Origin of the sequence: Pseudomonas bananamidigenes (assembly GCF_001679645.1) — a bacterium.
Taxonomy (GTDB): domain Bacteria; phylum Pseudomonadota; class Gammaproteobacteria; order Pseudomonadales; family Pseudomonadaceae; genus Aquipseudomonas; species Aquipseudomonas bananamidigenes.
This window is the reverse complement of the sequence record NZ_LRUN01000069.1, coordinates 21,257-34,261: the sequence shown is the minus strand read 5'-3', so window position 1 is coordinate 34,261 and position 13,005 is coordinate 21,257. Positions and strand designations below refer to the sequence as shown.

Here is a 13,005-nt window from a genome sequence, read left to right as displayed (position 1 = left end):
TCGCTCCCACAGGTTTGATCCCATTCAGAGCCGTCGTTTGCGGTTGAGCGTCGGTATGGTGGTTTGCGGGACTTCCACCTGTCTGGCCTGCGCCGAGGTCCTGGCCGCCAGTGCGGCCAGGGTCGGCTGACTGAACAGAGTGCGCGCATCGACATGCAGCCCGGCCTGACGCATGCGCGCCACCAGACTGACCGCCAGCAACGAATGCCCGCCGAGTTCGAAGAAGTGATCGTTGCGCCCCACCTGCTCCAGTTGCAGCACCTCGGCCCAGATCTGCGCCAGCCGGATTTCGACGTCGCCCTCGGGCGCCTCGTAGCGGCGAGTCAGCACCGCTTCCGCCCCCGGTGCCGGCAAGGCCTTGCGGTCGACCTTGTCGTTGGGGGTCAGGGGCAATGCGTCGAGTTTCACGTAGGCGCCTGGCGCCATGTACTCCGGCAAGCGCTCCAGCACATGGGCACGCAGGGTTTCGATGGCGGGCGCGTCGCAGCCTTCGCGGACGGTGAAATAGGCCACCAGTCGTTCGTCACGGACCAGCACCACGGCCTCACGCACCGCCGGATGTTCGATCAGCCGCGCCTCGATTTCCCCCGGTTCCAGACGCAGGCCGCGCAGCTTGATCTGGAAGTCGTTTCGCCCGAGGAATTCAAGGTTGCCGTCCGCCCGGTAGCGCACCAGATCGCCCGTGCGGTACAGGCGGTCACCGGTCACGAACGGGCTGTCGATGAAGCGCTCGGCCTGCATGTCCGGCAGTCCAAGATAACCCCGGGCAACCCCGACCCCACCGATGTGCAGATGCCCACTGACACCGAATGGCACGGGTTGATCGCGGGCATCAAGCACATAGAGCCGGGTATTGCTCAGGGCCTTGCCAATTGGCACCACGGCATCCGGCACCGGTTGATCCGGTTCCAGTGTCCAGCCGGTGCTGTCGACCGTGGTTTCGGTCGGCCCGTAAACGTTATGCAGACGCACCCACGGCAGGCGCTCGCGCACGCGCCGGGCCAGTGCGGCAGTCAGCTCACCGCCACCGTTGAGCACGTCGGTCAGGCTGGTGCAGTGGCTGACATCGTCCTGCTCGATGAACTGTTGCAGCAGTGCCGGTACGAACTTGACCACGGTGATCTGCCGTTCGCGAATCACCTGGGTCACGTACGCCGAATCACGGTTGCCGTCAGGGCGCGCCAGCACCAGCCGCAGGCCGGAACACAGCGGCCAGAAAATCTCCCACACCGAACTGTCGAAGCTGAACGGCGCCTTCTGCAACAGTGCGCCGTACCCGGTCGGCGGGCTGATCTGCGAGCCCCAGTGCACCATGTTGCAGGCGCTTCGATGCTCGATCATCACGCCCTTCGGCGTGCCGGTGGAACCCGAGGTGTAGATCATGTAGGCCAGGTTCGACGCGCTCAAACCGGGTACATGCGGGTTGTCGGTGGAGGCGTGCTGCCAGGTGCATCGGTCGAGATCGATGACCGGCACGTCCGCATCACCCAGCAGATCGCGGGTGGTCCCGTGCACCAGCACTGCCACCGGGGCGCTGTCCTGCAACATGTAGTGCAGGCGTTCCAGCGGATAGTCGGGATCCAGCGGCACATAGGCACCGCCCGCCTTGAGAATGCCAAGCAGGCCAACTATCAGATCCAGGCTGCGCTCGACGCAGATCGCCACCCGAGCGTCGGGCTGCACACCCTGTTCGCGCAGATGATGCGCCAGGCGATTGGCCTGCTCGTTCAGTTGGCGATACGTCAGTTGCTGCTCACCGGCCTGCAGCGCGATGGCGTCGGGTCGGCGTTGCACCTGCTGCTCGAACAGAGCCTGAAGCGGCTGATCGAGCGGACAATCGACCTCAGTGGCATTGAACTCGACCAGCAATTGTTCAAGCTCCGCCTGCGGCACGATCGGCAAGCGGTTCAACGGGTGTTGCGGCGTCTGCTCCAGGGCATCGACCAGTGCCTGCAACGCGGTTTGCACGTAGTCGCCGATGCGCCGGGCGCCGATGCTGATCAGGGTTCGCGTGGTGATCTGCAAGGCAGTGCCCAGGTCATCGACGCTCAAAGTCAGCGGGTAGTTGGTGCGCTCTTGGTTATTCAGCGTCTGGATACCTTGCCAGGCGTGATCAAAGTCCGACTCCTGCGCTTGAGGATCAGTGTGCCGATAGTTGAGCAGCGCACTGAACAGCGGCGCCGGTGACGCGACCCCGCTGCAACGCTGGGCCAGCGCCAGTGAAGCATGCTCATGCCCGAGCAGGTCGGTCAGGCGGGCGTGGGTGAGCAGCACCGCTTCGCGCACGGCGCAGTCCATGTCCACGCGCAACGGCAAGGTATTGATGAACACCCCGAGTGCCCGGTCAGCGCCCTCGCCGCCCTGCATGCGGCCCATGAAAACGCTGCCGAACACCACATGTTCGCGCCCCGAAGTGGCTGCCATCACCTGCGCCCAGGCCAGATGAATCAGACTGGCCACACTGACGCCTGCCTGCCGCGCTTGCAGGCGCAGGCGGCGGTCCAGTTCAGGCGCAAGCGTCCGCACGGCTTCGTCGATGCCGCGACCGTCGCCCTGCACGTCCTGCAAACCGAACGGCAGGGTCGGCTCGTCGATATCGGCGAGCATCTCGCGGAAGAACGCTTCATGCTCCTGCTCGCTGACACCCAGTCGGGTCTGGGCCACGTAATTGCGATACGGCACCGCCGGCGGCAATGGCTCGCCGTGCCCCAGCAGGTTGGCGCGCATTTCATGGCGCAGGACTTCCAGGGCGATGTGATCCAGCGCCAGGTGATGGAACAACAGAATCGCCACGATCCGCCCATGGGCCGGATCGCGGGCATACATCAGCCGGATCAGCGGCGCCTGACTGACGTCGAGGCGATATCGCCGGGCATCGAAGCGCTCGTGCAACTGCGCGAGGACGTCGCCCTCGGCCGGGTCGAGCGTGATTTCCTGCACCGGCAATTCAGCCTGGCGCCAGACCACCTGCACCGGTGTGTTCAAGCCTTCCCAGACCACCGCAGTGCGCAGGATATCGTGACGCGCCATGACCTGACGCAGCGCGCCCGCATAAGCCTCGAGCCGCTCGACGCTGTCGAACGCCAGTTGCGATTGCAGCAGGTACGGGTCGCCCTGCGCGGCGGTGATGTGGTGATAGAGGATGCCTTCCTGCAGCGGTGCCAGCGGATAAATGTCCTGCACGTTGGCCGCTCCGCCCGGCACGGTGGCGATGATCCGGTCGAGGGTCGCCTGATCCAGCTCCACCAACGGCAACAGGTCCGGGGTGATGTGCGTGCAGTCTGCCGGAATGCGATTGGCCGGCACTTCAACTTCACGGCCACTGCCCACCGACGCAGCGAGCGCAGCCAGGGTCGGCTGGCCGAACAGCACGCGCACGTCGCTGCTCATGCCGAGCTGGCGCATACGCTCGATCAGGTTGACCGCCAGCAGCGAATGCCCGCCCAGTTCAAAGAAGTGATCGTGACGCCCTACCCGTTCGACTTGCAGCACCTCGGCCCAGATTTGCGCCAGGAGAACTTCGACGTCGCCTTGCGGCGCTTCGTATTCGCGGCGGATCAAGGCTTCCGGTCCCGGCGCCGGCAGCGCCTGGCGATCCAGTTTGCCATTGGCGGTCAGGGGCAACGCCGTCAACCGCACGTAGGCCGATGGCAGCATTGCACTCGGCAGACGGGTTTGCAGATGGGCATGCAGCTGCGTGATGTCCAGCGGCTGGCGTTCGGTGAACCAGGCCAGCAATTGCCCGTCGCGCACCAGCACCACCGCATCGCGCACCGATTCATGGCTGCTCAACGCCGCTTCGATTTCGCCGGGCTCGATGCGCACGCCGCGAATTTTCACCTGATCGTCGTTGCGGCCCAGATACTCGATGTTGCCGTCCGGGCGCCAGCGAGCCAGGTCGCCGGTGCGGTACATCCGGGCATTGGGCCGGGTGCTGAAGGGATCGTCGAGAAAGCGTTCGGCGGTCAGCTTCGGACGGTTGAAATAACCCCGCGCCACGCCGGCGCCACCGACGTACAACTCACCGGGCACACCGATCGGCACCGGTCGCTGTCGGTCATCCAGCAGGTAAATCGTGGTATTGCTCACCGGTTGGCCGATGTGCAACGTCCGGCCCGGTTCGATCCGGCCCGAGGTGGCGACCACCGTGGCCTCGGTAGGGCCGTAGTTGTTGATCACCTCGAACGTCTGCTCGCGATTGAACTGACGCAGGCGATCACCACCGATCAGCAGCGTGCGCAAAGTCGGGTGTTCGAGGTGGCGAGTGAAGGCGTATTCGGCAATCGGGGTCGGCAGAAAGCTCACATCCAGCGGTTGCGCACGCCACCATTCGAGCAGCGCGTCGATGTCCTCGCCACCGTCACGGGACGGCGCCAGGTGCAGGGTCGCGCCGGCACACAATGCCGGCCAGACTTCCCAGGCCATGGCGTCGAAACCGAAGCCGGCGAGGCTCGAGGTGTGGCGACCGGCGCATAGCTCGAAGGCTGAGCAATGCCAGTCCACCAGATTCGACAGGGTCCGATGTTCGACCATCACGCCTTTGGGCTGGCCGGTGGAGCCGGAGGTGTAGATCACATAGGCCAGATGTTCGGCGGTCAGGCCCGGGACGTCGGGGTTGAGATCGTTGATCGGCCAGGCACGCGTGTCGATATCGATCACCGGTACGTTCAGCAGCGGCAACCGGTCACGCAGATGGCGCTGGGTCAGGACCACGACCGGCGCGCTGTCGCTCAATAAATAGCTCAAACGTTCCGCAGGATGCGCCGGATCGACCGGCACGTAAGCGGCGCCGGACTTGAGGATCGCCAGCAGCGCGACCAGTGTGTCCAGCCCTCGGCGGGCGACCAGCGCCACGCGGTCGTCGGGTTGTACGCCGAGTCCGATCAAGTGATGGGCCAGGGCGTTGGCCTGCCGGTTCAGTTCGGTGCAAGTCAGCCGCTGCCCCTGAAACGCTGCGGCGAGCGCCTCGGGCTGCGCTGCCGTTTGCGCCTCGATGCGCTGGTGAAGGGTCTGGCCTTCCGGGTAGACCGCACGCGTGTCGTTCCACTGCTGCAGCAACGCGGTTTCAGCCGGCAGGCTCAGGCTGAAATCGCCTGTCGCCAATGCGCTGTTTTCAAGTCCCTGCTCCAGCACCCACAACAGCCGGGCAGACAGTGCTTCGATCTCGTCAGCATCGAAATAGGCCTCGTTGTACACCAGATACAGACTGTCCTCGTCGTCGCTGCGACTGCTCAGCAGGTGAACGGACAGCGGCGTGCCCTCTTCGTGGTTCGACACTTTGACCACCCGCCCCCGGGCTTCGCCATAACGGTACTCATGGGCGTCGCGCTCGTAGGACACGGTCACCTCGAACAACTGCGAGCGGTCCTCGCGCAGCAGACCGAGTGCACGGTTCATTTCACTGAGGGGAAAACGCTGATGGCGAAAATCCTGTTTCAGCTCATCGCGAACGGCCTTCACCAGCGCACTGAACGCCAGCTCGCGACCGAACCCCATGCGCACGGCGCTGACCTGGGTGAACAGCCCGAGGGTGGACTTGAAGCGAGCGCCGGAACGATTGAGCAACGGCAAACCCACCACCCACTCATCACGCTGGCCGGTTCGGCTTAAATACACGTGCATCGCCGCCAGCAGAAAGTGCAGTGCCGAAGCCCCGTACTCATGGGCCACTTGTTTCATGCGCTCATGGAGCCGTGCCGGAAAGCGCTGCGAAAAAATCCGCGTGGGTGCCGTCGCGCCGGCGAAGCGCTCCTGATAGCGCGGCAACAACAGCGGTTCGGGAAGATGCCGGTATTTGTCCAGCCAGTACGCTCGATCACGCCCATAGCGGTCGGACTGGTAATAGCGTGCGTCGTCATGAATGAAGTCGATATAGGACGGCGCCGAATCCGGCGGCACCTGCCCGAGCGCCAGGGCGTTGTAGATGTCGCCGAGGGACTTGAGCATTTCTCCGAAGCCCCAGCCATCGACGATCAGGTGATGGGCCTGGAGCGAAAACCAGTGACAGCGTTCATCGAGACGGATGAGACAGAAACGGAACAACGGCCCGCCATCCAGCTTGAACGGCTGCTCAATGCGCTCCTGAGTCAAGCGACGCGCAGCCGCCTGAGGCTCGGGATGGGCGCTGAAATCATGGAACGGCATCGGCACCGGCATCGAAGGCAAAAAACGCTGCAATGGCAGACCCTGCTCGCCGGCCCCCGGCAGCAGACTGGTGCGCATGGCGTCATGCCGGGCCACAAGGCCTTCGAGGGCCGCTTGCATCAGCGCCGGGTCCAGCGCGCCCGTCATCTCGACATAACCCCCGATGTTGTACACCGGCGAATCCCCCTGACGCACCTGGTCCAGCCAGATGTCACGCTGGGCAGCGGTCAGCGGGAAGGTCTCGGAAGTCGCGGACAGACCGTCCGCCGCGTCGGCAGCAAATTGGTTCATAAGATCCGTCTCATGTGATTTGGCGCGTATTCAAGCATCGGCCCCGAAACCGGCATGACACGTGAAACCCGGACAACCTCTCCCTCTTTGCCAGCCTTCGGGCCTGACAGGTCAGACCGCATGGCGCATACCCGCATAAGTTCGCAGGCATATGGCTGAAAATCCTGTAGGACAATCGCCATTCAATCAGGCTGATTCCGACGCCCGTACCGGCAGCTCTGGCGGCCATCTGTCTGATCTGTCGGGGTTCCATCGGACCGTGCAGCCATTGCTTACAAGCGTGACAGCCCAGGACTGACAGAAATGTGGCGCCATTAATTCGGAAATAGTGGCATTTTGTGTCCCTGTTTCCCCCTACAGACGTAGGACAAATGCATAGGCTTAAATCCCGCTCCAGATCGATTTCAGGGAGAAATGACTGCGTGGCGGCTTTATCGGTGTATGTACGGCTGACGATCGGCAAGGACTCTAAATCAAGGATGACAAAGACATGAATCTGACCGGCAGTCTTCGCAATTCGGAAAATCCGCACTTCTATTGGCAACTGGGAGAACTGATCGCCAGCACGGGACACGAGCGATTCGCCACCAACATGTTTCAACTGGTCGACACGCTGGTGCCGGTCAACCGTGTCGAGCTCAGCGAGTGGACGCTGGACGAACGCGAGGCCAGCGTGGTCGAGATCAAGGCGTTGGGTAGCGCAGGTTTGCCGGATACGTTCCCTCCCCCGGCGTCCCCATCGTGCCAGGGTGATCATCCGCTGCTGCAACAGATGATCGAGATGAACGATTCGCTGCTGATTCAACTCAAGGCTTCACTGCAGGATCGACACCCGCACCGCAGCGTCCATCAGTGCAATCTGGTGTCACGTACCTCCAACCGCCGCTGCGTCATTTCGTTCTGTCGCCCTCATACGCATCGGGTGTTTTCGTTGCCGGAGCTGTCGTTCCTCAAAAGCCTGTCCGACACCCTGCTGCCCCTGATCGAACGGCACGCGCAGATTTGCCGACAGATCCTCGCCCGGCAACCTCGCCTGCCCCAGACCGATGAAGAACAGGCACCGTTGCAGCAGGTGTTCGACGAACGTCTGGCGCTGGGCGACATCACCTTGTCGGTGCGCGAGAAAGAAGTCTGCCTGGGCCTGCTGACCGGTGGCACCGTGCCGCAAATGGCCGAACGCTTGCGGGTCAAGAACAGCTCGATCGAGACCTACCTCAAGCGTGCCGCCGCCAAGCTCGGTGTCAGTGGTCGACATGGCCTGGCGAAATGGATGGCCGGCGCCTGATCCGGCTTCGATGCCGGGTGTCCGGCGCCCGTGCGCCTATAAATGAACGAGAGCGTTTGATGTCCAGATTGTCGATTTCTCTGCTGTCCATGGCGTTGCTGATGGGCGGTTGCTCGCTGATTCCCGATTACCAGCGCCCCGCTTCACCCAGTGCGGCGCAGTATCCGCAAGGTCCCGCCTACGCGACGTCCGGCACACCCACCGTGGCGGTCGAAGACTGGCGGGGACTGTTCAATGACCCGGCGCTGCAACAGTTGATCGAAAGCGCTCTGGTCAACAACCGTGACCTGCGCGTGGCGGCGCTGAACGTCGAAGCCTTTCAGGCGCAATACCGCATTCAGCGCGCCGATTTGCTGCCGGCGGTGTCGGCCAATGCCAGCGAGCTGCGCCAGCGAGTACCGGCGAGCGTGACCCGGACCAAAGCCGCGATCACCTCCACCTATTCCGTGAACCTCGGCATCAGTGCCTACGAACTGGATTTTTTCGGCCGGGTCCGCAGCCTCAGCGAACAGGCCCTGATGAGCTGGCTGGCCACCGAGGAAGCCCGACGCAGTGCGCAACTGAGTCTGGTGGCCAACGTCGCCAACGCCTACCTGACCTGGCGCGCCGACCAGGAATTGTTGGCACTGGCGCAGGAGACCCTGGCCGCCGACGAGCAAAGCCTGCGCCTCACTACGCGCAACCGCGAAGCGGGCAAGTCTTCGGCGCTGGATCAGATCCAGGCGCAGACCAGCGTCGACAGCACTCGTGCCAGCCTCGCCCGCTATCAGCGGCAGGTGGCCCAGGACCTGAACAGCCTGACCCTGCTGGTGGGTGCGCCGGTTCCCGAATCCCTGCCGGCTCGTCCGCTGGACAGTGACCTGGTGGCGCAGGTGCCGGCCGGGTTGCCGTCGGATCTGCTGCAACGCCGGCCGGACATTCTCCAGGCCGAATACAAGCTCAAAGCCGCCAACGCCAATATCGGCGCGGCCCGGGCGGCGTTTTTTCCGAGTGTCAGCCTGACCGCCAATGCCGGCACATCGAGTCGGGACCTGTCGGGACTGTTCAAGGGCGGCTCCGGTGCCTGGACCTTCCAGCCGCAGATCAACCTGCCGATCTTCAACGCCGGCAGCCTGCGCGCCAGCCTGGATTACGCGAAGTTGCAGAAAGACATCACCGTCGCCGAATACGAGCAGACCATTCAGACCGCTTTCCAGGAAGTGTCCGACGGCCTGGCCGCGCGGGAGACTTATCAGCAGCAGCTCCAGGCCCAGCGCGATCTGGTGCAGGCCACTCAGGACTATTACGACATGGCGCAGCACCGCTACCGGACCGGGGTCGACAGCAGTCTGACGTTTCTCGATGCCCAGCGTTCGCTGTTCAGTTCCCAGCAGGGTCTGATCACCGACCGCCTGGCGCAATTGGTGGCGCAAGTGAACCTGTACACCGCGCTGGGCGGTAGCTGGAGCCCGGCGGAGTCGTCACCGCAATAACCGCAGGTCATGTTTTCTTACACCTTTTGTCGCCCGATCTGACATCCGTCGGTGATCAAAAACCGACCTGCCGGTTCATTTTGGTATCATGCGCCGCTTTTACGGTTAACCCCCCGCCCGTCCTGCGACCGGCGGGCTGCAAAGGGCGGTATTAGATGACGGCTTTGTTGACTCGCCGCAAGGTGCTTGCGGGAATGGGCGTGCTCGGTCTGGGCCTGCTCGCCGGCTGCGACACCCGCGGCCAACTGTCGTACAAGTACGGCAAGGATCTGAGCGACAAGATCCTCGGACGCACCTTCAAGCTCAAGGACACCGAAGGCAACACCGTGACGCTGTCGAGCTTTCGCGGCCTGATGCCGATGATTTTCTTCGGTTTCACCCAGTGCCCGGCCGTCTGCCCGACGACCCTGGCCCGCGCGGCAAAAATCAAGAAGCTGCTGGGCAAGGATGGCGACATCCTGCAAGTGGTGTTCATCACCCTCGACCCGGAACGCGACACACCCGAAATCCTTGACGCCTACGTCAAGACCTTCGACCCGAGCTTCGTCGCCCTGTACGGCACCCTCGAGGAAACCAAAGCCACCGCCAAGGAATTCGACGTCTTCTACGAAAAAGTCCCTGCCGGCGACACTTACACCCTGTCGCACACGTCCACCAGTTATGTCTACGACACCCGCGGCAACCTGCGCGTGGGTCTGTCCCAATCGCTTTCTGCACAAGAGTGTACGGAAGATTTGCAAACCGTCATGGAGGTCTGCTGATGAACCCTTTCCTGAACAACATCAAACGTGCCGCACTGGGCCTGTCCCTGTTGGGCCTGGCTTTCCAGGTTTCGGCGCAGACCCGGGTCGACGACGCCTGGGTCCGTGCGACCGTGCCAAACCAGTCGGCCAGCGGCGCGTTCATGACCGTCACCGCCGACAGCGACAGCAAGCTGCTCAGCGTTGCTTCGCCGGTGGCCAAGGACGTGCAGATTCACGAAATGACCATGAAGAACGATGTGATGAGCATGGGCCCGGTCAACTCGGTCGACCTGCCGGCGGGCAAGGCTGTGAAGTTCGATCCGAACGGCTACCACGTGATGTTGATGGGCCTTAACGGTCAATTGAAGGAAGGTGACAGCGTGCCGCTAACCCTCACCGTGGAAAACGCCAAGGGCGAGAAACAAGCCATCGAAGTCCAGGCGCCGGTACGCTCGCTGACCAACATGGAAGGCCACGATCACAGCAAGATGCATTGATCGGAAGGACTGATTGAAAGAACAAACGGGGCGCATGATCGATGATCATGCCGCCCCGTTTGTGTATGCACCTTCGCAAAAACTGGCCACTCCGGCCCCGGATAAACAGCCTGAAACAATTAATTTCGTCCTGCGGTACGCCGGAAAAATGCGGACCCTGCCGCTGACAGGATCGCCGGCCAAGGCCTTGCGCGGTCCATACAGGTCGCACAGGCTTTCGACAACGGATCAGCCTCACGTTTAAAAGGGCGATCAGACAGCCCTCCCTTGTTATCATCGCGCACACTTTTATGACGGTTTGATGGCTGGAAGGTCTTTTTTGTGAGCGCTCTTTTTCAACGGCTTCGGCATGCCGACGCCCGTCTTCTCTCTCTGGTTTTTCTGGTACTGATCGTACCGGTGTGCCTGCGGGCGGCACTCGGCTGGTCGAGTCTGTTCGGCTATCTGTCGGACCTGGCCATCGGCAGCCTGCTGGTGGTTCTCTTGCATCGTCGGTCATGGTGGCTGGGCCTGCCAGTGCTGGTGTTCTGGGGGTTGCTGACGGTAGCGACGGCAGAACTCGTCAGTGCAGTCGGACGCCTGCCCAACCCTCAGGACCTGCATTACCTGATCGACCCGCAATTCGTCGAGAACTCCACCGGCGGCGGTTTCGCCCATCCGGCGGTGGCCGGCGCATTGCTGCTGGCGCTGTTGCTGTGGCTGGCGACGCAGTGGGCAAACCGCGGAACACCCGCCCCGGCCCTGCCCCGCGCCGTATGGTCGGCACCGGTGTTGCTGTTCGCCGCCCATTGGGGCGCGCAGAATCTTTCGCCGAGCGACGCCGACCCATGGCGTCTGTACAACCTGCCGCACCAACTGCTCGCCGCGCAGGTGGCCGATCTGCAGATGCAAACGGAAGAATGGCTGGAAGGGGGTCGTGAAGCGCCCGCACCATCGATGGCCGGACTCACGGATCTGGACCTGAACGGCCGTTCGCTGCTGGCCACAAAAGGTCAGGCGCGCAATGTCCTGATCGTGGCCGTCGAAGGCATACCCGGTGCGTACATCCGCGCCAATCGCGAGGCCATCGGCAGCCATTATCAGGAAAACCTGATGCCCAAGCTCAGCCGCTGGGCCGAGCGCGGCATGAACACGCCGGACTACGTGCTGCACACGCACCAGACCATTCGCGGCCTGTACGCCATGCTTTGCGGCGATTACGACAAGCTCAACAACGGCACGCCCAAAGGCGTGGAAATGCTGACCCAGAACGAACGCAATCAGGCCTGCCTGCCGGCCCAGTTGCGTCAGAACGGTTTCACCACCCACTACCTGCAAGGCGCCGGCCTGCGCTTCATGGCCAAAGACAAGATCATGCCGCACATCGGCTTCGATGCGACCCACGGCCTGGAATGGTTCACGAATGCCAATTACCTGGAATTCCCGTGGGGCAAGGACGACAAGGCCTTCTTCGAAGGCGCGCTGGGTTACGTCGGCCAACTGAAAAAACAGAAAAAACCCTGGATGCTGACCCTGCTGACCGTCGGCACCCATCAGCCCTACTCCGCGCCGGAAGATTACCTGCAACGTTACGACACGCCGAAACAGGCGGCCGTCGGTTATCTGGACGATGCCCTGGATCAGTTCCTCAGCGGCCTGGAACGTCAGGGAGTACTGAAAGACACGCTGGTGGTGATCACCTCGGACGAATCCCATGGCATCGATGGCGTGCGGCTGGCGTCATCCTGGGGTTTCAACCTGACCCTCGCACCCGAGCAGGCGCAGTTGCCGCACCTGAACGCCGGGGTCTACGGGCATGTCGATCTGAGCGCATCGATCCTCGATTACTTTGACCTGCCGGTGCCCACCGCACTCAGCGGTCGCTCGCTGTTTCGCGACTACGATACCGGTCGCGAAATCATGTCGTTCACCAACGGCAAGCTGCGCTACCACGACGGCCACGGCATCATGACCGAGTGCGACATGCCGCGCCGCTGCCGCGCTTACGCCAGTGAAGGCTTCATCGCCGAAAGCGCTACATTCAAAGGCAACGCCAGCGGCCAGAATGCCCGGCAGATTGTGGCCCGCGCCGATGCGCTGGACCTGTCGCTGCTGCGCACTCCGCTGAACCAGCGCTATCAGTTCGGCAGCGACAACGTCATCCCGCTGCAGGCGCAGATCAAGGATGACTGGGCCGACAACCTGATCGGCGCGCAGTACCTGGAAATGCCCAAGGGCTCGCACACCCGCGTGCGCCTGACCGTACGCTCGATGGACCCGCAACAGGCGGCGTACATCCAGCTCAAGGCCAAGGAGTTCGAACAGGACGTGCAACTGGGCCTTCCATCGGAAATGGTCGCCACGGCGGATCAGCCGCTGGAAATGGACTTCAGCTTCGACAATCCGCAACCGCGCAAGGCCTTCTCGTTCCACTTGCTGGGGTACGGGCTGGGGGCGGTGGAAGTCACGGATTTCAGCGTGATCACCGAGCTGCCGGGGCAACAGGATCTGCGGGAGGAACTCCCGGAAGACGACACCGCTCAGTCGAGCTGATGCCGACGCAGCGTCACGCGGTTCGCGGGACGCTGGCGCGG

At 62.9% G+C, this 13,005-nt stretch carries 6 protein-coding genes; 5 read left to right on the top strand and 1 reads right to left on the bottom strand.

Translation table 11 applies throughout. The features are described 5' to 3' along the window. Nucleotides 1-24 precede the first annotated feature (24 nt). The gene (locus tag BBF94_RS22320; protein ID WP_065261133.1) at nucleotides 25-6,435 is read right to left on the bottom strand and encodes a non-ribosomal peptide synthetase; all 6,411 of its coding nucleotides are present in this window, start codon (nucleotides 6,433-6,435) and stop codon (nucleotides 25-27) included. A 490-nt stretch (nucleotides 6,436-6,925) separates the two neighbouring features. On the opposite strand from BBF94_RS22320, the gene BBF94_RS22315 reads away from it, so the two are divergent. The 5 genes from BBF94_RS22315 (at nucleotide 6,926) to BBF94_RS22295 (ending at nucleotide 12,964) form a co-directional block, all read left to right on the top strand. Next, nucleotides 6,926-7,720 (top strand): helix-turn-helix transcriptional regulator, encoded by a 795-nt coding sequence (locus tag BBF94_RS22315; protein ID WP_065261132.1) that lies wholly within the window; start codon nucleotides 6,926-6,928, stop codon nucleotides 7,718-7,720. Between the two features lie 59 nt (nucleotides 7,721-7,779). After that, entirely contained in the window at nucleotides 7,780-9,192 is a 1,413-nt protein-coding gene (gene adeC, locus BBF94_RS22310; protein WP_065261131.1) for an AdeC/AdeK/OprM family multidrug efflux complex outer membrane factor, read from the top strand. A gap of 155 nt (nucleotides 9,193-9,347) precedes the next feature. Next, nucleotides 9,348-9,953, top strand: a complete 606-nt coding sequence (locus BBF94_RS22305) for an SCO family protein (RefSeq protein WP_065261130.1) — start codon at nucleotides 9,348-9,350, stop codon at nucleotides 9,951-9,953. Then, entirely contained in the window at nucleotides 9,953-10,432 is a 480-nt protein-coding gene (locus BBF94_RS22300; RefSeq protein WP_065261129.1) for a copper chaperone PCu(A)C, read from the top strand. The genes BBF94_RS22305 and BBF94_RS22300 overlap by 1 nt, the downstream gene beginning before the upstream one ends. Before the next feature lie 321 nt (nucleotides 10,433-10,753). Then, complete coding sequence (locus BBF94_RS22295; RefSeq protein ID WP_065261128.1) at nucleotides 10,754-12,964, top strand: LTA synthase family protein; 2,211 nt, start codon at nucleotides 10,754-10,756, stop codon at nucleotides 12,962-12,964. Nucleotides 12,965-13,005: the final 41 nt, after the last annotated feature.

Excerpts from the sequence above, each read along its gene's own strand:
- BBF94_RS22320 (WP_065261133.1), bottom strand. The coding sequence starts at position 6,435 with ATGAACCAATTTGCTGCCGACGCGGCGGACGGTCTGTCCGCGACTTCC.
- BBF94_RS22315 (WP_065261132.1), top strand. The coding sequence starts at position 6,926 with ATGAATCTGACCGGCAGTCTTCGCAATTCGGAAAATCCGCACTTCTAT.
- adeC (WP_065261131.1), top strand. The coding sequence starts at position 7,780 with ATGTCCAGATTGTCGATTTCTCTGCTGTCCATGGCGTTGCTGATGGGC.
- BBF94_RS22305 (WP_065261130.1), top strand. The coding sequence starts at position 9,348 with ATGACGGCTTTGTTGACTCGCCGCAAGGTGCTTGCGGGAATGGGCGTG.
- BBF94_RS22300 (WP_065261129.1), top strand. The coding sequence starts at position 9,953 with ATGAACCCTTTCCTGAACAACATCAAACGTGCCGCACTGGGCCTGTCC.